This window comes from Rhizobium sp. RU35A, from assembly GCF_900156005.1.
In the GTDB taxonomy this organism is placed as follows: domain Bacteria; phylum Pseudomonadota; class Alphaproteobacteria; order Rhizobiales; family Rhizobiaceae; genus Neorhizobium; species Neorhizobium straminoryzae.
The window spans coordinates 36,260-62,075 of sequence record NZ_FTMR01000016.1 but is presented as its reverse complement, the minus strand read 5'-3'; the positions used below and the strand labels follow the sequence as shown (position 1 = coordinate 62,075).

At 64.4% G+C, this 25,816-nt stretch carries 20 protein-coding genes; 12 read left to right on the top strand and 8 right to left on the bottom strand.

All coding sequences use genetic code 11. The features are described from left to right. Positions 1–3: 3 nt before the first annotated feature. The 3 genes from F3H95_RS24600 to F3H95_RS24590 all read right to left on the bottom strand — a co-directional run bounded on the left by F3H95_RS24600 (position 4) and on the right by F3H95_RS24590 (position 2,751). Positions 4–615, bottom strand: coding sequence for an alpha-ketoglutarate-dependent dioxygenase AlkB (locus F3H95_RS24600; protein WP_149747885.1), 612 nt, complete (start codon positions 613–615; stop codon positions 4–6). A gap of 7 nt (positions 616–622) precedes the next feature. Further along, positions 623–1,057, bottom strand: a complete 435-nt coding sequence (gene arfB / locus F3H95_RS24595) for an alternative ribosome rescue aminoacyl-tRNA hydrolase ArfB (protein ID WP_143125236.1) — start codon at positions 1,055–1,057, stop codon at positions 623–625. 83 nt (positions 1,058–1,140) lie between these two features. Then, positions 1,141–2,751, bottom strand: a complete 1,611-nt coding sequence (locus F3H95_RS24590) for a phosphoenolpyruvate carboxykinase (RefSeq protein ID WP_149747884.1) — start codon at positions 2,749–2,751, stop codon at positions 1,141–1,143. Positions 2,752–3,057: 306 nt separating this feature from the next. Here F3H95_RS24590 and F3H95_RS24585 point away from each other — a divergent pair, with 306 nt between their 5' ends. The 12 genes from F3H95_RS24585 to trxA all read left to right on the top strand — a co-directional run bounded on the left by F3H95_RS24585 (position 3,058) and on the right by trxA (position 20,671). After that, positions 3,058–3,783, top strand: a complete 726-nt coding sequence (locus F3H95_RS24585; RefSeq protein ID WP_143125238.1) for a response regulator transcription factor — start codon at positions 3,058–3,060, stop codon at positions 3,781–3,783. Positions 3,784–3,881: 98 nt separating this feature from the next. Beyond that, on the top strand, positions 3,882–5,651 hold the full coding sequence (locus F3H95_RS24580; protein WP_149747894.1) for a sensor histidine kinase: 1,770 nt from the start codon (positions 3,882–3,884) through the stop codon (positions 5,649–5,651). Further along, positions 5,648–6,115 (top strand): HPr kinase/phosphorylase, encoded by a 468-nt coding sequence (locus tag F3H95_RS24575; protein WP_149747883.1) that lies wholly within the window; start codon positions 5,648–5,650, stop codon positions 6,113–6,115. Before F3H95_RS24580 ends, F3H95_RS24575 begins: the two co-directional genes overlap by 4 nt. A 127-nt stretch (positions 6,116–6,242) precedes the next feature. Next, the gene (locus F3H95_RS24570; protein ID WP_143125240.1) at positions 6,243–6,644 is read left to right on the top strand and encodes a PTS sugar transporter subunit IIA; all 402 of its coding nucleotides are present in this window, start codon (positions 6,243–6,245) and stop codon (positions 6,642–6,644) included. Positions 6,645–6,653: 9 nt separating this feature from the next. Beyond that, entirely contained in the window at positions 6,654–6,932 is a 279-nt protein-coding gene (locus F3H95_RS24565) for an HPr family phosphocarrier protein (protein WP_143125241.1), read from the top strand. A 146-nt stretch (positions 6,933–7,078) separates the two neighbouring features. Beyond that, entirely contained in the window at positions 7,079–8,479 is a 1,401-nt protein-coding gene (ahcY, locus tag F3H95_RS24560) for an adenosylhomocysteinase (protein ID WP_143125242.1), read from the top strand. Positions 8,480–8,673: 194 nt separating this feature from the next. Further along, positions 8,674–11,253 (top strand): ATP-binding protein, encoded by a 2,580-nt coding sequence (locus tag F3H95_RS24555; RefSeq protein WP_143125243.1) that lies wholly within the window; start codon positions 8,674–8,676, stop codon positions 11,251–11,253. After that, a complete protein-coding gene (gene tsaE, locus F3H95_RS24550; protein WP_149747882.1) occupies positions 11,250–12,761 on the top strand; it encodes a tRNA (adenosine(37)-N6)-threonylcarbamoyltransferase complex ATPase subunit type 1 TsaE in 1,512 nt (503 codons plus the stop codon). The genes F3H95_RS24555 and tsaE overlap by 4 nt, the downstream gene beginning before the upstream one ends. Positions 12,762–12,788: 27 nt before the next feature. Beyond that, complete coding sequence (locus tag F3H95_RS24545; RefSeq protein ID WP_143125245.1) at positions 12,789–13,520, top strand: nucleotidyltransferase family protein; 732 nt, start codon at positions 12,789–12,791, stop codon at positions 13,518–13,520. Between the two features lie 2 nt (positions 13,521–13,522). Further along, positions 13,523–16,729 carry a double-strand break repair protein AddB gene (gene addB, locus F3H95_RS24540; protein WP_149747881.1) on the top strand — a complete coding sequence of 1,069 codons (3,207 nt, stop codon included), beginning with the start codon at positions 13,523–13,525 and terminating at the stop codon, positions 16,727–16,729. Further along, a complete protein-coding gene (addA, locus tag F3H95_RS24535; RefSeq protein ID WP_149747880.1) occupies positions 16,722–20,279 on the top strand; it encodes a double-strand break repair helicase AddA in 3,558 nt (1,185 codons plus the stop codon). The genes addB and addA overlap by 8 nt, the downstream gene beginning before the upstream one ends. 71 nt (positions 20,280–20,350) lie before the next feature. Continuing rightward, on the top strand, positions 20,351–20,671 hold the full coding sequence (gene trxA / locus F3H95_RS24530) for a thioredoxin (protein ID WP_143125248.1): 321 nt from the start codon (positions 20,351–20,353) through the stop codon (positions 20,669–20,671). A 78-nt stretch (positions 20,672–20,749) separates the two neighbouring features. Here the strand turns inward: trxA and F3H95_RS24525 are convergent, their stop codons facing one another. Genes F3H95_RS24525 through F3H95_RS24505 form a run of 5 tightly spaced genes read right to left on the bottom strand, consistent with a single transcriptional unit; the run spans position 20,750 to position 25,776 of the window. Continuing rightward, on the bottom strand, positions 20,750–22,093 hold the full coding sequence (locus F3H95_RS24525; protein ID WP_143125249.1) for a folylpolyglutamate synthase/dihydrofolate synthase family protein: 1,344 nt from the start codon (positions 22,091–22,093) through the stop codon (positions 20,750–20,752). A 28-nt stretch (positions 22,094–22,121) separates the two neighbouring features. After that, positions 22,122–23,006, bottom strand: coding sequence for an acetyl-CoA carboxylase, carboxyltransferase subunit beta (gene accD / locus F3H95_RS24520; protein ID WP_143125250.1), 885 nt, complete (start codon positions 23,004–23,006; stop codon positions 22,122–22,124). Between the two features lie 39 nt (positions 23,007–23,045). Next, the gene (gene trpA, locus F3H95_RS24515) at positions 23,046–23,885 is read right to left on the bottom strand and encodes a tryptophan synthase subunit alpha (protein ID WP_143125251.1); all 840 of its coding nucleotides are present in this window, start codon (positions 23,883–23,885) and stop codon (positions 23,046–23,048) included. Between the two features lie 2 nt (positions 23,886–23,887). Further along, on the bottom strand, positions 23,888–25,108 hold the full coding sequence (gene trpB, locus F3H95_RS24510) for a tryptophan synthase subunit beta (protein WP_143125252.1): 1,221 nt from the start codon (positions 25,106–25,108) through the stop codon (positions 23,888–23,890). Next, entirely contained in the window at positions 25,105–25,776 is a 672-nt protein-coding gene (locus F3H95_RS24505) for a phosphoribosylanthranilate isomerase (protein WP_149747879.1), read from the bottom strand. Before F3H95_RS24505 ends, trpB begins: the two co-directional genes overlap by 4 nt. Between the last annotated feature and the right edge of the window lie 40 nt (positions 25,777–25,816).

Below are 25,816 nucleotides of genomic sequence, written 5' to 3'. Positions count from 1 at the left end.
TCGTCAGCGATGGACCCGCCGCAGGGTGAGATTGATGCGTCCGCCATTCTTCAGCAGCGTGGAGGTGCCGGGATAGATCCGGTCGACGCCGTGGAAGGCAAGCCTGCCCTCCCCGCCAAGCACCACGACATCGCCGCTCGACAGGCGCAGGGACGTTGTCTTGTCGCTCCGCATGCGCCCCCCGATCCGAAACAGGCAGGCATTGCCGAGCGAGATGGAGACAACCGGCGCCTCAAGATCCTCCTCGTCGCGATCCTGATGCAGGCCCATGCGGGCCTCGTCGGCATAGAAGTTGATGAGGCAGGCCTGCGGCGGCTTGGGATAGCCGGAAAACCGATCCCACAGCGCCAGAAGTTCTGCCGGCATGGCGGGCCAGGCTTTCCCCGTCACCGGATGCGTCTCCTGGTAGCGATAGCCGCGGGCCTTGTCCGTGACCCAGCCGAGCGGCCCGCAATTGGTCATCCGCACCGACATCGACTGTCCCGTGCCCGGCATCACCGGTACATAGAGCGGGGCCTCCCCGACCACGGCGCGAATCACCTCGACCAGATGCTCCTGCGCCGCGCGATCGAGCGTCTCGGCATGATACGCGATGCCATTGACCATCAGCACCATGGGAACCTCAGTCGCCGTCCGGGCGGCCGCGCATCTTCTTGATGTCCGAGCGGCCCGATTTTTCCTTGAGCCGCCGTTCGACGGAACCCTTGGTCGGCTTCGTCTTGCGGCGCGGTGGCGGCGGCGGCTTGGCGGCTTCGAGAATCAGTTCCTTCAGCCGTTCGCGCGCGTCTTCGCGGTTGCGCTCCTGGCTGCGGAACCGGTTCGCCTCGATGATCAGCACGCCCTCCTTGGTGAGGCGGCGGCCGGCGAGTTTCGCGGCATTCTCCTTGATGCGATCGGAAAGCGCCGGCGAGCCCATCAGATTGAAGAACAGCTGGACGGCGGTGGAGACCTTGTTGACATTCTGTCCACCCGGTCCGCCGGCCAGCACGAATTGTTCCGTCAGTTCCCATCCGGCAAGAGTAATGCGGTTGCTGATGACGAGAGGATCGCTGGCCATATCCTCTCTATTTCACAAGCGCGGACAAAAGAAAACCGCCGAGGCTCTGCACCTCGACGGCTTGCGATGTTCCACGTGAGTCGTTACTCGGCTGCGGCCAGCAGGCCAGGGGCAGCATCGCGTACCGTGCTGTCCACATGGCTCTCGAACTTCGTGAAGTTGGAAATGAACATGTTGACGAGCTTGGTGGCCTGGGCGTCATAGGCGGCGCCATCGGCCCAGGTCGAGCGCGGGTCGAGAATGGCGGTCTCGACACCTGGCACGGCGACCGGCACGGCAAAGCCGAAATTGGCGTCGATGCGGAACTCGGCCTTGTTCAGCTCCCCGGTGAGGGCCGCCGTCAGAAGCGCACGCGTCGCCTTGATCGGCATGCGGCGGCCGACGCCATAGGCGCCACCCGTCCAGCCGGTGTTGACCAGCCAGCAATCGACGCCGTGAAGAGCGATCAGGTCACGCAGCAGGTTGCCGTATTCCGTCGGATGCCGCGGCATGAAAGGAGCGCCGAAGCAGGTGGAGAAGGTCGCTTCCGGCTCGGTCACGCCCTTTTCCGTGCCGGCCACCTTGGCGGTGTAACCGGAGAGGAAGTGGTACATGGCCTGCTCGGGCGTCAGCTTGGCGATCGGCGGCATCACGCCGAAGGCGTCGGCGGTCAGCATGATGATCGTCTTCGGATGCGGGGCAAGACCCGTGTCCGAGGCGTTCGGGATGAAATGCAGGGGATAGGCGCTGCGGGTGTTTTCCGTCAGCGAGGCATCATCGAAGTTCGGGACGCGGCGTTCGTCCATCACCACGTTTTCCAGCACGGTGCCGAAGCGGCGTGTGGCGGCATAGATTTCCGGCTCGGCTTCGGCCGACAGGCGGATCGCCTTGGCATAGCAGCCGCCTTCGAAGTTGAAGATGCCGTTTTCGCCCCAGCCATGCTCGTCATCGCCGATCAGCGTGCGGTTCGGATCGGCCGACAGCGTGGTCTTGCCGGTGCCCGACAGGCCGAAGAACACGGCGGCATCGCCATCCGGACCGACATTGGCCGAGCAGTGCATCGGCATGACGCCCTTTTCCGGCAGCAGGTAGTTCAGCACCGTGAAGACCGACTTCTTGTTCTCGCCGGCATAGGAGGTGCCGCCGATCAGGACGAGACCATTGGCGAGATCGCAGGCGATCACGGTTTCCGTGCGGCAGCCGTGGCGGGCAGGATCGGCGCGGAAGCTCGGCAGATTGATGATCGTCAGTTTCTGCTGGAAGGCAGGAAGCGTCGACCGGTCCGGGCGAATCAGCAGGTTGCGGATGAAGAGCGCATGCCAGGCAAGCTCGGTCACGACACGGGTCGGCAACGCGTAGTCACGGTCGGCACCGCCCACGAGATCCTGCACATAGAGCGTCTTGCCGGCGGCATGGGCCAGCATGTCCTGCCGCAGAAGCTCGAAATGCTCCGGCGACATCGGCTTGTTGTTGTCCCACCAGATATGCGGCTCGGTGCTGGCATCACGCACCACGAACTTGTCCTTCGGCGAGCGGCCGGTGTGCTGTCCCGTGACGGCGCGAAGCGCCCCGTCGATCGTCAGCTCGGCCTCGCCGTTGCGCAGCGCGGCTTCATAGAGTTCGCTCTCGTTCAGATTGTAGTGGACGTGCGAAGCACCCACCAGACCGAGGGCAGAAAGGCCATTCGACGGATTGTGAACTCCGTACTCCTCCATGTCGCGCTTTCCTTTAAGCTGACGTTGATGTTGGGAGAAGGCTAGCGACGGGTTTAAAAAAGTGCAAGCTGATTCTTGAATTAATGTAATAAAATCAAATAATTAATCGATTTAAAAACTTTTTTGGCATTTTAAATCGGTTTGAATGCCTCCCTGTCGCAGCGTGGACGAACAACCCGAACCACCGCCCCCTTTATCTTTGCCACAATTTGTTCCACCTTTATCCCCATGAAACGCAGCAACCGGGCATGAGCCCGGCTGGGCCACAATCCAGGAGATGCGTGCAGAATGGCGGAGACAGACAGAATGCAGACCATTGCGTTGGTGGACGACGATCGCAATATTCTCACCTCGGTGTCCATTGCGCTTGAGGCGGAAGGCTATCGCGTCGAAACCTATACCGACGGAGCCTCTGCGCTGGACGGACTTCTGGCGCGCCCGCCGCATCTGGCGATCTTCGACATCAAGATGCCGCGCATGGACGGCATGGAGCTGCTGCGCCGCCTGCGCCAGAAATCCGATCTGCCGGTGATCTTCCTCACCTCCAAGGACGAGGAGATCGACGAACTGTTCGGCCTCAAGATGGGCGCCGACGACTTCATCACCAAACCCTTCTCACAGCGCCTTCTGGTGGAGCGCGTGAAGGCCATCCTGCGACGCTCGATGAAGGGCGATGCGCCGGGAGCCGCACCGGGCACGCCGAAGGCTGCCGCCGACCAGCAGGCCCGCACGCTGGAGCGCGGCCAGCTGACCATGGATCAGGAGCGCCATACCTGCACCTGGAAGGGCGAGCCGGTGACGCTGACCGTCACCGAATTCCTCATCCTGCATTCGCTGGCCCAGCGTCCCGGCGTGGTGAAGAGCCGCGATGCGCTGATGGATGCTGCCTATGACGAGCAGGTCTATGTCGATGATCGCACCATCGACAGCCACATCAAGCGCCTTCGCAAGAAGTTCAAAATGGTTGACGGCGATTTCGATATGATCGAAACGCTCTACGGCGTAGGCTACCGGTTCCGCGAAGCGGCCTGAGGCGACGTGGACGTAAGGCGCATCGGTGCCTCGATGCACACTGACCGCCGAGACGGCCGGCGGTCGCCGTGAAAGGGAAAGGCGTGGCCGATCAGACGATGGATTCCGAAGACCGGGGTGCGGACGAGGTACAACCCGTCCGCCCTGCCCGACGGCTGTGGTCGCATCCCTTCACCCTGATGCGCCGCATCTTCGGCAACGCGGTTTTTTCCAGCCTCACGCGCCGAATCCTGTTCTTCAACATTGCCGCGACGGTAGTTCTGGTCGGCGGCATTCTCTACCTCAACCAGTTCCGCGAGGGGCTGATCGATGCGCGCGTCGAAAGCCTGCTGACGCAAGGCGAAATCATTGCCGGCGCCATTTCGGCCTCCGCGTCCGTCGATACCAATTCGATCACCATCGATCCGCAGAAGCTCCTTGAACTGCAGGCCGGCCAGAGCATCACGCCGGTCCCGAACGACGAGGATCTCGATTTTCCGATCGATCCCGAGCGTGTCGCCCCCGTGTTGCGCCGGCTGATTTCGCCGACCCGCACCCGCGCACGTCTGTTCGATGCCGATGCCAACCTGCTGCTTGATTCGCGCCATCTTTATTCGCGCGGTCAGGTTCTGCGCTACGACCTGCCGCCGGTGGAAAACGAGACGGTCACCTGGAGCGAATGGTTTGCCGGCATCTTCAACCGCCTGCTGCAGCCCGGAAACCTGCCGGCCTACAAGGAAGCACCGGGCGGCGATGGCTCGATCTATCCCGAAGTGATGAATGCGCTGACCGGCGTGCGGGGTGCGGTGGTGCGTGTCACCGACAAGGGTGAACTGATCGTTTCGGTCGCAGTCCCGGTGCAGCGCTTCCGCGCCGTGCTCGGCGTGCTCCTGCTCTCCACCCAGGCCGGCGACATCGACAACATCGTTCATGCGGAACGTCTGGCGATCATGCGCGTCTTCGGCGTCGCGACCCTCGTCAACATCCTGCTGTCGCTGCTTTTGTCCTCCACCATCGCCAACCCGCTGCGCCGCCTCTCGGCCGCGGCGATCCGCGTGCGGCGCGGGGTGAAGCAACGCGAGGAGATTCCGGATTTCTCCGCCCGCCAGGACGAGATCGGCAATCTTTCGATCGCCCTGCGCGACATGACGAACGCGCTTTACGACCGGATCGATGCGATCGAGAGCTTTGCCGCCGATGTGAGCCATGAGCTGAAGAACCCGCTGACCTCGCTGCGCAGCGCCGTCGAAACCCTGCCGCTCGCCAAGACCGAGGATTCCAAGCAACGGCTGACCAACATCATCCTCCACGATGTACGCCGCCTCGACCGCCTGATCACCGATATTTCCGATGCCTCGCGCCTTGATGCGGAACTCGCCCGTTCGGACGCGGCACCGGTCGATCTCGAAGTGCTGCTCGGCAATCTGGTCGATATTTCCCGGCAGATCCGCACCGGTCGAAAGCCCGTCAACATCGAACTGGCCGTGGAACACAAGCCCGGCACCAAGGCAAGCTATCTGGTGCATGGTCATGACCTGCGCCTTGGCCAGATCATCACCAACCTGATCGAGAATGCCCGCTCCTTCGTGCCGGACAAGGATGGCCGCATCACCGTCAAGCTCAGCCGCCAGCGCGGGAACTGCGTGATCCAGGTGGATGACAACGGGCCGGGCATCCGCGCCGAAGACATCGACCGCATCTTCGAACGCTTCTACACCGACCGTCCCGAAGGGGAGAGCTTTGGCCAGAATTCCGGGCTTGGTCTTTCCATCAGCCGGCAGATCGCGGAGGCTCATGGCGGCGCGTTGAAGGCGGAGAACCTGAAAAGCGGTGGCACCGTCACCGGCGCCCGCTTCACGCTCACCCTGCCGGCAGGAGGCAGCGCGTGACGGTGCAGGCCACCAATGTGCACGGTACGGCGATCGTCGTCGGCACGCGGGGCCTGTTGTTCGTCGGCCCCTCAGGCAGCGGGAAATCGACGCTTGCCTTTACCTGCCTTCAGGAGGCGCGGCGCGCCGGCGCATTTGCCGCACTCATCGCGGATGATCAGGTCTTCATCCGCAGGACGGGAGACAGGCTGATCGCGGAACGCCCGGCCTCGATTGCGGGCCTCATCGAGATTTTCGGCAGCGGCATTGGGCGGGTGGACAGCATCGCAAAGGCAAGTCTGGATCTCGTCATCCGCGTTGTGCCAAATGACACAGCAGAACGCCTGCCGCCCGACAATGAAATGCTCGCTCTGGATGAAGCCGCCAGCCTTCCACTCCTGCGCCTCTTGCGCAGCACAACGCAGCCGCTTGCCTTGATTGCAGCGTTGCGACCCGATTTTCGGGGTGAACGACCCTTCACATGACCGATCCACGACGATTTTTAGCTTGCACTTCGCCTTTACATGGACAAGATGGCTTCCCACCGCCGTCTGACCTGTTGCAGTGCGAAACGAGGTCGAGCGTATCCTTGTACTGGGGGGTGAATTCAATATGATCGGACTGGTGCTTGTCACCCATGGCAAGCTGGCTGAGGAATTTCGTCATGCGCTGGAGCATGTCGTGGGACCCCAGAAATGTATCGAGACCGTCTGCATCGGTCCCGACGATGACATGGACCAGCGGCGGCAGGATATCGTCACCGCAGTCGAGCGCGCCGACAGCGGCCATGGTGTGGTCATCCTGACCGATATGTTCGGCGGAACGCCCTCGAACCTCTCGATCTCCGTGATGAACAGCGGCCGCATCGAGGTCATCGCCGGGGTCAACCTGCCGATGCTGATCAAGCTGGCCGGCGTGCGCGGCGAGAACGACATGCAGAAAGCTCTTGCGGAGGCTGCCGATGCCGGCCGCAAATATATCAACGTGGCAAGCCGCGTGCTCAGCGGCAAGTGAACAGGCTCGATGTCCGAACCGTTTTCCCGTGAACTGCTGATCATCAACAAGCGCGGCCTGCATGCGCGGGCATCTGCCAAATTCGTCCAGACCGTGGCCGGCTTCAACGCCGATATCCGCGTCTCCAAGGATGGAATGACGGTGGGCGGCACATCGATCATGGGACTGATGATGCTGGCAGCCAGCCCTGGCTGCACCATCGAGGTCAGCGCCAGCGGGGACGAGGCCGAGGCCGCTCTGGAGGCTCTGACCCGCCTCATCGCCGACCGGTTTGGCGAAGAGATGTAACGATCATATAAAGACTTCTTTATATCCTTATTGCTAGTTTCCGGTAAGCCTGCTAAACGCAGGCAGCGCCGTTGCCTTGTGGCAATGGCTGGATTCCACGCGGCTTGCCGATGAACGGTAGCCCCCTGCGAAGCTGGAGAGCCACCATGACAGTTGAGAACGATTACATCGTCGCGGACATCGCGCTTGCCGATTTCGGCCGCAAGGAACTCGACATTGCCGAAACCGAAATGCCGGGCCTGATGGCTTGCCGCGCCGAATTCGGCGAGACGAAGCCGCTCAAGGGCGCGCGCATTTCCGGCTCGCTGCACATGACGATCCAGACGGCCGTGCTGATCGAGACCCTGAAGGTGCTGGGCGCCGATGTGCGCTGGGCCTCCTGCAACATCTTCTCGACGCAGGACCATGCGGCTGCCGCGATCGCAGCCGCCGGCATTCCGGTCTTTGCCGTGAAGGGTGAATCGCTCACCGAATACTGGGACTATACCGACCGCATCTTCCAGTGGACCGATGGCGGCCTTTCCAACATGATCCTCGATGATGGCGGCGATGCCACCATGTACATCCTGCTCGGCGCCCGTGCCGAAGCCGGCGAGGACGTTCTGTCGAAGCCGGGCTCCGAAGAGGAAGAGATCCTGTTCGCCCAGATCAAGAAGCGCCTCAAGGCCTCTCCCGGCTGGTTCACCAGGCAGCGCGATGCGATCAAGGGTGTCACGGAAGAAACCACCACGGGCGTTCACCGTCTCTATGACCTCGCCAAGCGCGGCCTGCTGCCCTTCCCGGCGATCAACGTCAACGACAGTGTCACCAAGTCGAAGTTCGACAACAAGTATGGCTGCAAGGAATCGCTGGTCGACGGCATCCGCCGCGCGACCGACGTGATGATGGCCGGCAAGGTCGCCGTGGTCTGCGGCTATGGCGACGTGGGCAAGGGTTCTGCCGCCTCGCTGACCGGTGCCGGCGCCCGCGTGAAGGTAACGGAAGTCGATCCGATCTGTGCCCTGCAGGCCGCCATGGACGGCTATGAGGTGGTGCAGCTCGAGGATGTCGTCTCCTCCGCTGACATCTTCATCACCACCACCGGCAACAAGGACGTCATCCGCATCGAGCACATGCGCGAGATGAAGGACATGGCGATTGTCGGCAATATCGGCCACTTCGACAACGAGATCCAGGTCGCCTCGCTGCGGAACCTGAAGTGGACCAACATCAAGCCCCAGGTGGACATGATCACCTTCCCGAAGGGCAACCGGATGATCCTGCTCTCGGAAGGCCGCCTGCTGAACCTCGGCAATGCGACCGGCCACCCCTCCTTCGTGATGTCGGCGTCGTTCACCAACCAGGTTCTCGGCCAGATCGAGCTGTTCACCAAGACCGGCGAATACAAGCCGGGCGTGTATGTGCTGCCGAAGCATCTCGACGAGAAGGTCGCCCGCCTGCACCTCGCCAAGCTCGGCGTGAAGCTTACCCAGCTCACGGATGAGCAAGCCGCCTATATTGGCGTGTCGCAGCAGGGCCCGTTCAAGGCAGAGCACTACAGGTACTGATTTTCTAAGATCGGTCCACAAGATGTAGAGGTCGCGGGCTTGACTTTCCCGCAACCTCTTTTTTTGTCCGCCCCCTTTGCCGCAATTTGGCGAAGCAGATATTGTTTTAGCACTTGATTCGCGCATCGGTGCGGCGTTGCGCGGACTGGGATGTCTTGTCGACAAAGCGGCAAATCGGACGGAGACAGACCGGAATGGCGGAAAAGAAACGGGCTTCCCGCGGGAAGCCGTTCATGGATGGCGGTTGCGACGAGGCACCGGCATCGACACAATCATTGGTGGTGACATCCTGTCGGAAAACCGGCCGTCCTCCCCTGGCGCGGTTCTGGCGCCGGATGGCGTCCGGCCTCGCCGGTACGGCGCTCTCCGGCATTGCCGGTACGGCGATGGCCCAGCAGCAGGCGATCGGCGCCAGCAGGCTCTTCACCTCATCGGAGGTGATCTTCTCCTCGTTTGCGGTGGGCGCCATCGCGGCAGCCCTGCTGTCGACGATCTGGCTGGTGCGCCAGCGCGGCCATCTGGAGACCGAGAGCGAGGAAATGCGCTCGGCGCTGTCGGAAGCGCAGCAGCGCATCTCGAACTACGAGGCGCTGATTGCCGACAAGAACCGGCGTATCGTGATCTGGGAGGCCGGCCCGTCGCGGCCGGAATTCCTTGGCCAGTTGCCAGCGGAATCCGGTGCGCCGCAGGAAGATCGCGATTTCCTCGCCTTCGGTCGCTGGCTGCGCCCCCATTCGGCGGCGGAACTGGAGCGGGCGGTCGAAGCGCTGCGCAGCAAGGCGCGCAGCTTTGAGATGGCGGTCGAAACGAACCGCGACGAAATTCTCGACGTGCAGGGCCGCGTCTCCGGTGGCAAGGCTTTCGTGCGCTTTGTGGCGCTGAACAATCTGCGCGCCGAACTTGCGGAATTGAAGATCGAGCGCGAGCGGCTCGTGACCTCCATCAATCTGTTCCAGACACTGCTCGATTCGCTCGAACAGCCGGTCTGGCATCGCGATCCCGACGGCAATCTCGCCTGGGTGAACCAGGCCTATGGCGACGCCGTGGAAGCAACGACTCCTGCGCAGGCGGTGCAGGAAAGCCGGGAATTCCTGGGCAGCATCGCGCGCGAGAAGATCCGCGCCACCGCCACCGTGCATTCGCCCTTCCATGACCGCGTCTCGACCGTGGTGCGCGGCAACCGAACCGTGTTCGACGTCGTTGATGTGGTCGGCAAGGCCGGCTCCGCCGGCATGGCGATCGACGTCTCCGAAGCAGAGGCCGTGCGGGCCGAACTCACCCGTACGCTGAAGAGCCATGCGGAGACGCTGGATCATCTGGCAACCCCGGTTGCCATCTTCGACCGCGAGCAGCGCCTGCAATTCTACAACCAGGCCTTCGCGCGGCTCTGGGACCTCGATCTCGGCTTCCTGGAAAGCCGACCCGATCACAACGAACTGCTGGACCGTCTGCGCAGCCAGAACAAGCTGCCGGAGCAGCTGAACTGGCGCAACTGGAAGGAAAGCGTGCTCTCCGTCTACCGGTCGCTCGACACGCAAACCAACCGCTGGCATCTGCCGAACGGCCAGACCCTGCAGGTGATTGCCACCGCGCATCCGCAGGGCGGCGTCACCTGGGTGTTCGAGAACCTCACGGAGCAGGTGGATCTCGAAACCCGCTACAACACGCTGGTCAAGGTGCAGGGCGAGACCATCGACCATCTGGCGGAAGGCGTTGCCGTCTTCGGGCCGGACGGACGCATCCGCCTGTCGAACCCTGCCTTCCGGGCGCTCTGGGGCCTCACCGAGGAACAGACCGCGCCGGGCACGCATATCCGCGCCATCGAGACGGCCTGCGCTGCCGAATACGACCGGCCGGACGGCTGGCGCCTGTTCGGCCAGATGCTGACCAACTTCGACGATGAGCGTCCCTCGCTGCAAGGCACATTCGAACTCTTCTCCGGCATCGTGCTCGATTATGCGGTTATCCCGCTGCCGAACGCGCAGACCATGCTGACCTTCGTCAACATGACAGACAGCGCGCGTGCGGAGCGGGCGCTGAAGGAGAAGAACGAGGCACTGCGCAAGGCGGATGAGCTGAAGAACGATTTCGTCCAGCACGTCTCCTACGAACTGCGGTCGCCGCTCACCAACATCATTGGTTTCACCGATCTTCTGAAGACGCCGGGCATCGGCCAGCTCAACGAGCGGCAGGCGGAATATGTGGACCACATCTCCGCCTCCTCCTCGCTGCTCCTGACCATCGTCAACGACATTCTCGATCTGGCGACCGTCGATGCCGGCATCATGGAGCTGAACTATTCCGAGGTGGATGTCGACGACCTGCTGGACGATGTCGCCATGCAGATCGCCGACCGGCTCTACGAAAACGCCGTGACGCTGGAAATCCTGGCGCCGAAGAACCTCGGCACCATCGTGGCCGACCAGCAGCGGCTGAAGCAGATCCTGATCAAGCTGATCACCAATGCAGCGAATTTTTCGCCGGAGGGCGGCACGGTGACGCTGCGCGGCTGGCGCGAGGGAACGGACTTCTTCTTCTCGGTCGCCGATCGCGGCCCCGGCATGAGCGAGGATATGCTGAAGACGGTGTTCGACCGCTTCTCCAGCGGCAAGGGCGGCAAGAAGAGCGGCGCCGGTCTCGGCCTCTCCATCGTCGAAAGCTTCGTCAACCTGCATCACGGCGATGTCAGGATCGATAGCCGGATGGGCGAAGGCACCATCGTGACCTGCCGCATTCCGAGCGCCATGAACATCCGGTCTGTTGCTGCCGAATGATGGCTGAAGCTTCTCTGACGCTGACCCTGTCCAGCGAGGCGGAGACGATCCGCTTCGGCGAGGATCTTGTGCTGGCGCTGAAAGCCGGCGACTGCCTGGCGCTGTCGGGCGATCTCGGCGCCGGCAAGTCGACGCTGGCGCGCGCCTTCCTGCGGGCGCTGGCGGACGATCCGGACCTGGAAGTGCCGAGCCCGACATTTACGCTGGTGCAGAGCTACGACCTGCGCATTCCCGTTGCGCATTTCGATCTCTACCGGCTGGCCGATGGATCCGAACTCGACGAACTCGGCTTTGACGAAGCGCTCGGCGATGGCATCTGTCTGGTGGAGTGGCCGGAAATGGCCGAGACCGAACTGCCGGCCGACCGCATTCGCCTGACCCTCACCCATGACGGCGACGGACGACGGGCGCAGATTGCCGGACCGCAGCCGGTTGTTGCCCGGATTCGCCGCGTGCTGGAGATCCGTGCCTTCCTCAATGCGCATGGCTTTGCCGGCGCAAGCCGCCGCTTTCTCACCGGCGATGCCTCGCTGCGCGCGTATGAAACGATCACCCGCGAGACGGGCGAAGCCTTTGTGCTGATGGACTGGCCGCTGCGGCCGGACGGACCGCCGGTGCTGGACGGCAAGCCCTATCCCAAGGTCGCGCATCTGGCCGAAACCGCCCACCCCTTCGTGGCCATCGCCGATCACTTGCTCGGCCTCGGTCTTGCCGCGCCGAAAGTCCTGGCGGTCGACTACGCGCAGGGCATCCTGCTGATCGAGCATCTGGGATCGGAGGGCGTGGTGGACGAGGCGGGCGCGCCCATTCCCGAACGCTATCGCGCAAGCCTCGATTGCCTGGCGCATCTGCATGGCAGCCCGCTGGTCCGCGATCTTCCCGCTGGACCGGATCATATCCACCATGTGCCGGATTTCGATCCGGTGGCGATGAAGATCGAAACCCGCCTGCTGGTCGATTGGTATCTGCCCTGGAAGCGCGGCGGCGCGCCGGTGACGGAGGCGGAGAAGGAAGCCTATGCCACGATCTGGGACGGGCTGATCGCCGAACTGGCCGATGCCGAGCGGCATCTGCTGCTGCGCGACTACCATTCCCCCAATCTGATCTGGCGGGCGGACCGGGAGGGTCTGCAGCGCGTCGGCCTCATCGATTTCCAGGATGCGATGATCGGCCCGACCGCTTATGACCTCGCCTCTCTGTTGCAGGATGCGCGGGTGACCATTCCGCCGGATCTCGGACAAGACCTCTACGCCCGCTACGCGGCGCTACGCCGCGCGCAAGGGCCATTCGATCCGGAACGCTTCGGCACGGCCTTTGCCATCATGGCCGCCCAGCGCAACTGCAAGCTGGCCGGCCTCTGGGTGCGGCTGAAACAGCGCGACGGCAAGCCCGGCTATCTGCAGCACATGCCGCGCACGCTCGGCTATCTCGATCAGACGCTTCGCCATCCGGTGCTTGCGCAGCTCAGCCAATGGATGGCAGAAGCGGGTATCGATTTCAGCGTCTAGACACGAGCGACTTCAGGACCCGACCCGATGACCCTCGAAAATGCCATGGTGCTGGCCGCAGGGCTCGGCACGCGCCTTCGTCCCATCACCGATCACATGCCGAAACCACTGGTGCCGGTCGGCGGACGACCGATGCTGGACTATATCCTCGACCTGCTGGCCGAAGCCGGCATCCGTACCCTTGCCATCAACCTGCACCATCATGCCGACCAGATGGAAGCCTATCTGGCTGCGCGGCAGGATTTCCGGATCCACATTTCCGACGAGCGCGAACAGCTGATGAACAATGGCGGGGGGCTCGCCAGGGGGCTGAAGCTTCTGCCGCCCGGCCCGGTTCTCGTGATGAATGCCGATCTGTTCTGGGTCAACGAGCCGGCCGGCGAAGCCTCGAACCTCCGCCGCCTGATCTCCTTTTACGATCCCGCGCGCATGGACATGGCCATGCTGTGCACCGACCTCGACCGCGCCATCGGTCATGACGGCAAGCGCGACTTCGACATGGCCGCCGACGGTCGGCTAGCGCGCTACCGGGAGGGAGACGCACATCCGGTGGTCTATGCCGGCGCCTTCGTGATGGATACTGCCTTCATGGACGATGCGCCGGACACCGCCTTCAATCTCAACATCTATTTCGACAAGGCGATTGCCCGCAGCCGCCTGTTCGGCACCGATCTTCGTGGTCGCTGGATCACCGTCGGCTCGCCCGAAGGGCTTGCGGAAGCGGAAGCCTTCCTTGCGGCGCAAGCGGCCCGGGCCTGACCATGGATCATCGGCAGCAGAAGCGGATCCTCACCATTGCCCCTGCGGTGCCCTTCCTGCGCACCGTGGCGGCAGCGCTCTGCGACGGCCGCCTGCTCTCCAGCTTCCGCTACACCCCCGAAGATCCGCTCTCGCTGTCCCGGGTGACGATCTATGTCCCAACCCGGCGCGCGGCCCGCGTGCTGCGGTCCGAATTCGTCGATCTGCTGGGCGGGCGCTCGGCCATCCTGCCGCTCATCCGGCCGCTCGGCGAGACGGATGACGATGCCGGCTTCTTCGATCTCGTCGCCCCGGAAGAGATGGATCTCGCCTTGCCGATCAGCAGCACGGCGCGGCTGCTGGAACTCGGGCGTCTCATTCTCGCCTGGCGCAATGCGCTGCCGCAGGCGATCATCGACGTGCACCGGGATTCGCCGCTCGTCGCGCCCGCCAGCCCCGCCGATGCCATCTGGCTGGCGCGGTCGCTCTGCGAACTGATCGACGCAATCGAAACAGAAGAGCGCGACTGGGCGGACCTCGAACGGCTGCAGACCGGCGACCACTCGCTCTGGTGGCAGCTGACGGCGGAATTTCTCAAGATCGCCAGCGCCTTCTGGCCGGTGCGGCTGGAAGAGCTGCGCCGTTCCTCGCCCGCCCGCCACAAGGCAGCGATCCTGAATGGCGAGACGCGACGGATGGCTGCCCACAGCAGTAACGACCCGGTGATCGTGGCGGGCTCCACCGGTTCGGTGCCGGCCGCCGCCAATCTGATTGCCGCCATCGCGACATTGCCGAACGGTGCCATCGTGCTGCCGGGTCTCGATCAGGATATGCCGGAGGATCAATGGGCCCTGCTCGGCCGCGGGGCGGAAGGCCTGCGCCCCGATCCCGCCAGCCGCAGCCATCCGCAATACGGCCTGTACCGGCTTCTGGAAAAACTCGCCGTGACCCGCGCCGAGGTCGAACAACTGGGTCTGCCCGACCCGGATCTCGCCGGTCGCTCCCTTCTTCTGTCACAGGCACTGGCGCCGGCCGACGCCACCGATCGCTGGAACGACTGGCGTCAGGAGACGACGCAGGAGACGATCCGCGCCGCCTTTGCCGATGTGAGCCTCATCGAGGCTGCCAACGAGCGGGAGGAAGCGACCGCGATTGCCATTGCGCTGCGCATGGCGCTCGAAGCGCCGGGACGCGACGGTTCTTCGCAGGCCGCATTGATTACGCCGGATCGCGCGCTCGCCCGTCGCGTGGCCGCCGAACTCGCCCGCTTCGGCATCACCGCCGACGACACGGCCGGCACGCCTCTGTCAGCCACGCCACAGGGAACGCTGCTGACGCTGGTGCTGGAGGCCGTTCTGAGGCCCGGTGATCCGGTCGCCATCACCGCACTGATGAAACATCCGCTGGCCCGCTTCGGGCTCTCACCGACGGAGGGTCGTGCGGCCTCGGAAGCGCTGGAGCTTCTGGCCTTGCGCGGCGGCACCGGCGAGCCGGATCTGGCCGGCCTGGAGCCGCTGCTCGAAAAGCGGCTGACGGAGCAGAAGACCGACCGCCATCCGCCGCAATGGCGCCAGTCGCTGCCGGAAGATGCCACCGATCGGGCCCGCGCGCTGGCGAGACGCATCGCCGAAGCCGTCGAGCCGCTGGCCGAGGTTCTCGTCTCCCGCCGCGCCGACGGGCGCCCGATGACCGCACGGCTGCCCCTCTCCGACTGGGCAAACCGCACCGGCCGCGTGCTGGAAGCCGTCGGCCTCGATGCAGAGCAGGGCCTGCGGCCCCTCTGGACGGGAGAAGCCGGCGAGAGGCTGGCCGGGCTGCTCGGCGAAATCATCGAGACCAACGGCCAGATCGAGGCCGACGGGCCGCAATGGATCGACATCATGGCTGCCCTGATGGCGAGCGAAGCCGTGAAGCCCCGCCAGCTCAGCCATCCGCGCGTCTTCATCTTCGGCACGCTGGAGGCCCGCTTACAGACTGTCGACACGCTTGTGCTCGGCGGCATGAACGAAGGGTCCTGGCCGGGGCAATCGGTGCAGAACCCCTTTCTGTCGCGCAGCATGAAGACGGACATGGGGCTCGAGCCGCCCGAGCGACGGATCGGCCAGCTGGCACATGATTTCCAGATGGCGAACGGCACCCGGCACATCATCTATTCCCGCGCCCTGCGCCAGGGCGGCGCACCGACCGTCGCCTCCCGCTGGCTGCAACGCCTGCTGGCGCTTGGTGGCGAGCAGCTGGCACGCGATCTGCGCGCGCGCGGCGAAGATTATCGCCGCTGGGCACGGATGATCGACACGCCACGCCGCGAGGAACGGCAGCCGCTGGCCCGCCGTCCCGCACCGACGCCGCCGGCCGATCGCCAGCCGCGAAGCTATTCCTTCAGCGAGGTCGGGCGGCTTCGCCGCGACCCTTATGCCATCTATGCGCGGCGCATCCTGCGGCTCGATCCGCTCGAACCCTTCAACGAGGATCCAGGCGCTGCCGAACGCGGCACGCTCTATCACCGCATCATCGAACGCTATACGCGGGTCGCGCCGGTGCCCGGCTCGCCGCATGCGCTGGAGGTGATGCAGCGGCTGATTGCCGAGGAGTTCGACCGCGAAGCACTGCCGCCGCATATCGATCAGGTCTGGCGGCCGCGCTTTCGCGAGGTGGCCCGTGCCTTCCAGCGCTGGGAAGAGGCTCGCGCGCCAGACATCCGCCGCACCTACACCGAACTGCCGGCCGGCTACGAACTGGCGGAAGCGGGCATCCGGGTGACCGGCATTGCCGACCGGATCGACATCAAGCGCTCTGGCGATGCCGACATCATCGACTACAAGACCGGCCTCAACCCGTCGCCCGCCCAGGCGCGCGCCCTGCTCGACCCGCAGCTGGCCCTTGAGGCAGCAGCGCTGCAGGCCGGTGCCTTCAAGGCGATCGGCGAACAGCGGCCGGACAATCTTCTCTACGTGCGGCTGCGTCCCGGCGAACGTTTCACGTGGGACAAGGTGAACAATGAGGGTGCGCGCGCCACCGCTTCCACCCAGCCGAAATCGGCGCTCGAACTGGCGCAGGACGCGATCAGCCAGCTGACCGGCTTCGTGACGCGACTTCGCGAAAACCGCGTCGGCTTCGCCTCCCGCCTCATCCCGATGATGCAGAGCGATGTCGGCGGCGATTACGACCATCTCGCCCGCGTGGCGGAATGGTCGACGGCGGATGCAGAGGACAGTGACGGCGATGAGTGAGACAGGGCTGGAGACGCTGGGCGAGGATCCCCGCCGCTGGCTGGACTGGACCGCCGGCCAGCAGGCGCGCGCCTCCGATCCGCAAAGTTCCGCCTGGGTGTCGGCCAATGCCGGCTCCGGCAAGACGCATGTGCTGACGCAGCGCGTGATCCGGCTGCTGCTCTCCGGCTGCCGACCCTCCGCCATTCTCTGCCTGACCTATACGAAGGCCGCCGCCTCCGAAATGTCGAACCGCGTCTTCCAGCGGCTGGCGGAATGGGCCGTGCTGCCGGATGCGGAGCTGCGGGACAGGATCGCGGGCATCGAAGGCCATGAGCCGGATTTGTTCAAGCTTGCCGAGGCGCGTCGCCTGTTTGCGAAGGCGCTGGAAACGCCGGGCGGCCTGAAGATCCAGACCATCCACGCCTTCTGCGAGGCGCTGCTGCACCAGTTTCCGCTGGAGGCGAATGTCGCCGGCCATTTCTCCGTGCTGGACGATGTGTCTGCCTCCGCGCTGCTCGCCGAGGCGCGCCGTTCGCTGCTGACGGCGACCGCGATGGAAGAGGATGTGGAACTCGCCGAGGCCTTTGCCCATGTGCTGGATCTCGGGGACGAATCCGGTCTGGAAGCCCTGCTCTCGGATATCGTCGCCAATCGCGCCGCCATCGGTCATTTTCTGGAACAGGCGGCGGAGCATGGCGGACGGGATGCCGTGCTGCGCCGCGCCTATGGCCTGGCGCCGGACGAAACGCTTGAGACGGCGCTCGCTGCCTACTGGCCACTGCCCGGCCTCATAGACGGCCGGCTGACCACCTATCTGGAGCTTGCCGAGGCCAAGGGCGGCGCAAAGGCGGGCGAGGCCGCCATCACCCTGAAGCGCGCTATCGCCGAGATGGACCCGGCCGAGCGCGCCCGCCTGCTCGATCAGGTCTTCCTCACCCAGGCCGGCAAGCCGAAGGCGGATTCCTCGCTGGCGGCCAAGGCCATGCTGACAGCTGCCCCGGAACTGGCCGAAGCCATCGCCGAGGCCCGCGACCATGTGGCGACCTGCCGCGACCGGTTGAAGGTGGTGCGGATGTTTGCCGCCACCCGCGCCGCGCTGACCCTCGCCGAACGGCTCGGCGAGGATTACGAGGAGCTGAAGCGCCGCCGCAGCCTGCTCGACTTCGAGGACCTCATCAACCGTACCGCCGATCTCCTGACCCGCGATGGCGTGGGCGCCTGGGTACATTACAAGCTGGACCAGGGCATCGACCATATCCTGGTCGACGAGGCGCAGGATACGAGCCCGATCCAGTGGACGGTGATCCAGTCGCTGGCAGAGGATTTCTTCAGCGGTCAAAGCGCGCGCGAAACCCGGCGCACCCTGTTTGCCGTCGGCGATGAAAAGCAGTCGATCTATTCTTTTCAGGGGGCCCGTCCGGAGCGTTTTGCGCAAGAGCGCAGCGCCACCGAGCGGCGGGTGGCCGAGAGCGGCCAGCGCTTCCACGCGGTGCGCCTGCCCCTCTCCTTCCGCTCGACGGCCGATGTGCTGAGCGCCGTCGATCAGGTCTTTTCGCTGGAGGACAATGCCAGAGGCCTGAGCGCCATCGGCGATCCCGTCATCCACCGGTCCAACCGCATCGGCCATGCCGGCGCCGTCGACCTCTGGGAGACTGTCGTCCCTGACGTCAGCGAGATGGAGGAGGACTGGACCGCGCCGTTCGATGCGACGCCGGACCGCGCCCCCTCCGCCATTCTGGCCGCCCGCATCGCCCACCGGATCGGCGAACTGGTCGACCGCGAGACGGTGATCGAGAAAGGCAAGGAGCGGCTGATCCGCCCCGGCGACATTCTGGTGCTGGTGCGCAAGCGTGATGCTTTCGTCAATGCACTGACGCGGGCGCTGAAGCGGCGCGGCGATATTCCGGTCGCCGGTGCCGACCGCCTGCGGCTCGCCAGCCATATCGCGGTGCAGGATCTCATGGCGCTCTCCCGCTTCCTGCTGCAGCCGCAGGATGACCTTTCGCTCGCCGCCGTGCTGAAGAGCCCGCTCTTCGACCTCGACGAGGACGATCTCTTTCGCATTGCCGCCCTTCGCCCGGAGGCAACCAGCGCCTGGCAACAGCTTGGTGCGCTGGCCGATACCGGCGATGCAAGGCTTGCCGCGGTCCGCGACCGGCTGGACCATCTGCGCGGCCTGGCGGGTCGGCTCAGCGTGCATGATTTCTTCGCCCGCCTGCTGGGAGCCGAAGGCGGGCGCAAACGCTTTCTGGCGCGGCTGGGCAGCGAGGCGGGCGATGTGCTGGACGAGTTCCTGAGCCTTGCGCTTGACCATGAGGACAAGACCCTTCCCGGTCTGCAGAGCTTCGTTTCCACGCTGGAGCTGGAATCGCCCGAGATCAAGCGTGAGCAGGACAGCGGGCGCGACGAAGTACGCATCATGACCGTGCATGCCTCCAAGGGCCTTGAGGCGCCGATCGTCTTCCTGGTCGATAGCGGCTCGAAGGCCTTCGTCTCGAGCCATGTCCCGAAATTCCGCTTTCTGACGGCAGGCACCGCCCGCGTGCCGGCCTGGGTGCCGGGCAAGACACTGGCCAATGCGCTGAGCGCGGCCGACGAGGAGCGTCTGAGGCAATCGGCGGAAGAGGAATATCGCCGCCTTCTCTATGTCGGCATGACGCGGGCCGCCGACCGGCTGATCCTGTGCGGCTATCGCGGCAAGAGGGACAACGAGGACAGCTGGCTTGCCATGGTGGAGCGGGCGCTCGGCGCCGACACCGCTCATTGCGAGCCGGCGCGCTTCTCCGGCCCGGATGGTGAATGGGGCGGCTATCGCTGGCGCATGGCGTCCGGTCCGCAGCGTGTGCTGAAGCGGGAGCCAAACGCAGCGGACGCGACAGACCCTGCCGCCGACGCCCTGCCGGACGCCCTGTTCCGGCCTCTGCCGCCGCTGCCACCCCTGCCCCGGCCGCTGAGCCCTTCCGGTGCCGGTATTATGATCGAGGAGGAGGATGGCGAGGCTCCCTTCGTCTCTCCCCTGTTCGGCGAACAGCCCGTCGGCAGCCGCGCCTTGCAGAAAGGCCGCCTGACGCACCGGATGCTGCAAATGCTGCCCGCCTTTCCCCCTGCGGAGCAGGAGGATGCTGCCCGCCGCTATCTCGCCCGCACCGCCGGTTTCTGGCCGGTGGCGGAGCGGGAGGCGCTTCTCGCCTCCATTCTCGGCGTGCTTTCGCATCCCGAGCTGCAATCGGTGTTCACGGCGCATGCACAGGCGGAGGTCTCGATCATGGGCCGGCTGTCGCTCAATGGCCGCGACCATGCCGTTTCCGGCCGCATCGACCGGCTGAGCGTCGATACCGATGGGACTGTGACGCTTCTCGACTACAAGACCAACCGCTTCACCCCGCAGACGGCGGAGACGGCACCGCTCTCGCACCGCGCCCAGATGGCGATCTACCGGGAGATATTGCAGCCGCTCTATCCGGGCCGGCCCATCCGCTGCGTGCTCGTCTATACCGAGACGACGCGGGTTCTGGTGCTGCCGGAGGCGGTGCTGTCACGCTCCCTTGCCGAACTCGATACAAAGTGAGATAGGCAGGATTGAATTTCGCAGCCCCGCGCATCACATCTGTGACAACACCCCCATTGAAGGAGAGCCCCATGGCTACCGTGAAAGTCGACAACGCCAACTTCGAAGCCGAAGTTCTGGAAGCGTCCGAACCCGTCGTTGTGGATTTCTGGGCCGAGTGGTGCGGTCCCTGCAAGATGATCGCGCCGAGCCTCGAGGAAATCGCAACCGAACTGGCCGGGAAGGTGAAGATCGCCAAGCTGAACATTGATGAGAACCCGGAACTGGCCGCCAAGTTCGGCGTTCGCTCCATCCCGACGCTCGCCGTGTTCAAGGGCGGCGAAGTGGCCGACATCAAGGTCGGTGCAGCCCCGAAGTCGGCCCTCTCCAGCTGGATTTCCGGCAACGCCTGATCCGCTGACAATCGGGATCTGAACGGCAAAAAGCCCGGCTTACACCGGGCTTTTTCGTGTCTGAAGGATTTCAGCCGATCAGGTCGGGGGCGTGCCGTTATCGGCCAGCACATTGCCGGCCAGATAAAGGGATCCGCCAATCAGGATGCGGGGCGGTGCCGTGCCCGGCAACTGACGGGCCGTGATTTCCGCCAGGGCCTCGGCCACCGTCGAATGCGGTTCGGCTACGAGACCCGCATCATAGGCCGCATTGGCCAGAACCACCGGATCGAGCCCGGCATCGCTGCCGCGGATCGGCACGGTGAACACGCATTCGGCAATATCGGCAAAGGCGCGGAAATAGCCGACCGGATCCTTGGTGTTCAGCATGCCGGTGACGAGGTAAAGCGGCCGCGGCTGCTTTTCCTCGAAGGCGGCCATGGCTTCGGCAATCACCTCGCCGGCGCCTGGATTGTGTCCGCCATCGACCCAGATTTCCGCACCTTGCGGAGCGAGCGGAATGAGCGCGCCGTCGGTCAGGCGCTGCAGGCGGCCAGGCCATTCAACACCCGTCATCGCCTGTTCCATCATGGCATCGGTCACCTCGAAGCCCGCCGCGCGCACTGCACGAATGGCAGCAGCGGCATTGGCGAGTTGGTGGCGGCCCGGCAGACGCGGCAGGGGCAGATCGGCAAGACCGAATTCGTCCTGATAGATCATCCGGCCGAATTCCTCATGCGCGGAAAAGTCCTGCCCATAGACCGAGAACGGACAGCCGAGCCGTTCTGCTGTCGAGACGAGCACCTCTTCGGCCGCATCGAATTCCTGGTGACCGATGACGACGGGGCAACCCTTCTTCATGATGCCGGCCTTTTCGGCGGCGATCAGCTCGACGCGGTCGCCGAGATAGGCCTGATGGTCGAAGGAGATCGGCATGATGACGGAGACCGCGGGGCGATCCACCACATTGGTGCAGTCGAGACGCCCGCCCATGCCGACCTCGATCACGACGGCATCGGCCGGGATCTCCGAAAACAGCAGGAAACTCGCCGCCGTCAGGATCTCGAAGACGGTAATCGCCTGGCCGGCATTGGCTGTCGCCACGCGGCGCAGCGCATCGGCCAGCAGTGCATCGTCAACGAGCGTGCCCGGCCGGCCGCGCTGGCCGATACGGTACCGCTCATGCCAGTTCACCAGATGCGGCGAGGTGTGGACATGCACGGCATGGCCGCCCGCTTCCAGAAGCGCGCGGCTGAAGGCGGAGACGGAGCCCTTGCCATTGGTGCCCGCCACATGAATCATCGGCGGCAGGCGGTCCTGCGGATTGCCGAGCACCTCCAGCAGGCGACGCATGCGGCCGAGCGTCATGTCGAACCCCTTGGGGTGCAGGGTCATCAGCTCGTTGATGACCTGTTCCGCCTCGGTCTGGGCAACGTCGTTCATGGAAGTCCCCGGGGCTCCTGTCATCGGGTCAGGCCGTCAGCGCCAGCGGCTGATCGGCATTGGCCGGCTGCTTCAGCATGATCTTCAGCAGGGTGGCGAGCGTCTGCGCGATGTCGTGACGCTTGACCACCATGTCGACCATGCCATGTTCCAGAAGGTATTCGGAGGTCTGGAAGCCTTCCGGCAGCTTTTCGCGCAGCGTCTGCTCGATGACGCGCTTGCCGGCAAAGCCGATTTCGGCACCGGGCTCGGCAATATGCACATCGCCCAGCATGGCATAGGAGGCGGTCACGCCGCCGGTCGTCGGATTGGTCAGCACGACGATATACGGCAGACCGGCTTCCTTCAGCATATCGATGGCAACCGTCGTGCGCGGCAGCTGCATCAGCGAGAGAATGCCTTCCTGCATGCGCGCACCGCCGGAAGCAGGGAAAATCACCAGCGGGCAGCGTTCGGCCAGCGCCCGTTCGGCCGCCTTGACGATCGCCTCGCCGGCCGCCATGCCGAGCGAACCGCCTATGAAGTTGAACTCATGCACGACGGCGACCAGCTTGACGCCCTTCACCTGGCCGAGGCCGGCAAGGATCGTGTCTTCCTGCTCGGTCTTGGTGCGGCTGTCCTTCAGGCGATCTGCGTATTTCTTGGAATCGCGGAACTTCAGCGGGTCCTGCGCCACCTTGGGCTGCGGCAGGTTTTCATAGACGCCGCCGTCGAACAGATCGGCAAGGCGCGCCTTGGCCGGCATCTTCATGTGGAAGCCGGAGGCGGGAATGACCCACTTGTTCTCTTCCAGATCCTTGTGAAAGACCATTTCGCCCGTTTCCGGGCACTTGATCCAGAGATTTTCCGGCACTTCCCGACGCCCCAGCATCGAGTTGATCTTGGGGCGTACATAGTTGGTGATCCAGTTCACGGACGAAACTCCTGATTGACGATCGTCAATGTGGTGATTTTACTCGGCCGCAGCAAGGCGGGCCGAACGGACGCCGGTCGCAAGACCGCTGACCAGCGTCGTGACTGCAGAAACGGTGTGATCCGTCGCCTTGCCATCGGCGGTCAGGCTGCCGGCCACCTGCGCGACGATGGCGGAGCCAACGACGACGCCATCGGCGGCAGCCCCGATCGCCCGGGCATGATCGGCGGTCTTGACGCCGAAGCCGACGCAGATCGGCAGATCCGTATGCGCCTTGATGCGCTGCACGGCAGCCCCGACCAGCGAGGGATCCGGCAGGGCCGAACCGGTGATGCCATTCATCGAGACATAATAGACGAAGCCGGAGGTGTTGCGCAGCACGGTCGGCAGGCGCTTCTCGTCGGTCGTCGGCGTTGCCAGACGGATGAAGTTGACGCCCTTGGCCAGCGCCGGGATGCACAGCTCGTCATCCATTTCCGGCGGCAGGTCGACAACGATCAGCCCGTCGATGCCGGCCTCCAGCGCCTGATCGAGGAAGGTCTCCACGCCCATGTTGTAGATCGGGTTGTAATAGCCCATCAGCACGATCGGGGTGTCCTGGTCGTCCTTGCGGAATTCACGGGCAAGATCCAGCGTCTTTGCCAGCGTCTGGCCGCCGGCGAGCGCCCGCTGACCGGCCAGCTGGATGGCCGGGCCATCCGCCATCGGATCGGAGAAAGGCATGCCGAGTTCGATCACGTCGGCGCCCGCACCGGGCAGCGCCTTCATGATGCCGAGCGAGGTCTGAAAATCCGGGTCGCCACCCATCATATAGGTGATCAGCCCCGGACGGCCTTCGGCTTTCAGATCGGCAAAACGTTTGTCCATGCGTGCAGTCATGATCAGAGACCCATTCCGAGAATCTTGCCAACGGTGAAGATGTCCTTGTCGCCGCGGCCACAGAGGTTCATCAGGATGATCTGGTCCTTGTCCATGGTCGGCGCGCGCTTGATGACCTCGGCCAGCGCATGGCTCGGCTCCAGCGCCGGGATGATGCCTTCGGTGCGGGTGAGCAGCTGGAAGGCGGCCAGCGCCTCGTCATCCTTGATCGGCACATATTCGACGCGCCCGCTATCCTTCAGCCAGGAATGTTCCGGGCCGATGCCCGGATAATCGAGGCCGGCCGAAATGGAATGGCCTTCCTTGATCTGGCCGTCGCCATCCTGCAGCAGATAGGTGCGGTTGCCGTGCAGCACGCCAGGGCGGCCGGCCGTCAGCGAGGCGCAATGCTCTTCGCCGTCGAGACCCTTGCCGCCAGCTTCGACGCCGACGATGCGCACGCCTTCGTCATCCAGGAAGGGATGGAACAGGCCGATCGCGTTCGAACCGCCACCGACGGCAGCCACCAGCATGTCCGGCAGGCGGCCTTCGGCGGCCATCATCTGTTCGCGGGCTTCCTTGCCGATCACCGACTGGAATTCGCGGACCATTTCCGGATAGGGATGCGGACCAGCCGCCGTGCCGATGATGTAATAGGTATCCTCGACGTTGGTGACCCAGTCGCGCAGCGCCTCGTTCATGGCATCCTTCAGCGTGCCGTGACCGGAAGTCACCGGCTTCACCTCGGCGCCGAGCAGCTTCATGCGGAACACGTTGGGCGCCTGGCGCTCCACATCCGTCGCGCCCATGTAGACGACGCAAGGGAAGCCGAAGCGGGCGGCCACGGTGGCGGATGCCACGCCGTGCTGGCCGGCACCGGTTTCGGCGATGATGCGCTTCTTGCCCATCCGCTTGGCAAGCAGGATCTGGCCGATGCAGTTGTTGATCTTGTGGCTGCCCGTATGGTTCAGCTCGTCGCGCTTGAAATAGATCTTTGCCCCGCCGAGTTCGGCGGTCAGGCGCTCGGCGAAATAGAGCGGGCTCGGACGGCCGATATAATGCGTGCCGAGATGGGCAAGCTCGGCCTGGAATTCCGGATCCGTCTTTGCCTTGTTCCACTCCGCCTCCAGATCGAGGATCAGCGGCATCAGCGTCTCGGCGACGAAGCGGCCACCATAGATGCCGAAGCGGCCATCTTCATCCGGACCGGCCCGGAAGGAATTGGGTTTGAGCGACTGGTTCACGGCTTCACTCCCTTGGAAACGCTGGAACGCCACTGATCGATCGCATCGAAGAAGGCGTTGATTTTGGCAGGGTCCTTGACCCCGGGGGCACTTTCCACGCCGGACGACAGGTCCAGCCCGCGGGCCTTTGTCATGGACAGGGCGTCCGCCGCATTGTCCTTGGTAAGGCCGCCGGAAAGCATGTAATCGATATTGGCGTCAAGCGCCGAGAGAATGCGCCAGTCAAACGAAACGCCGTTGCCGCCCGGAAGATCCGATCCTTCCGGTGCCTTGGCATCGAGCAGGAAACGATCGGCGAGTCCTTCATAGGCGTCGAGCTTGCGCAGATCGTCCGTCTCGCGGATGGAAAAGGCCTTCATGACAGGCAAGCCGAACACCGCCTTGACATTCAGCACGCGCTCCGGCGTTTCCGCGCCGTGCAGCTGCAGGATATCGGGCTTCAGGAAGGCGATGATTTCTTCCAGTTCCTCATTGTCGGCATTGACGGTGACGGCGACGATCTTGGCGCGGCCGCGCACACGGTCCGCGAGCGCCCCCGCAGACAGGGGATCGATGTGGCGCGGGCTCTTTTCGAAAAAGATGAAGCCGACATGGCTCGCGCCCCGCTCCACCGCCAGGTCGATCGCTTCCGGCGTCTTCAGGCCGCAGATTTTGATGTCTGGTGTCATGACAGGCGAAGTTGCACGAATCGCGCGCCAAGTCGAGGGC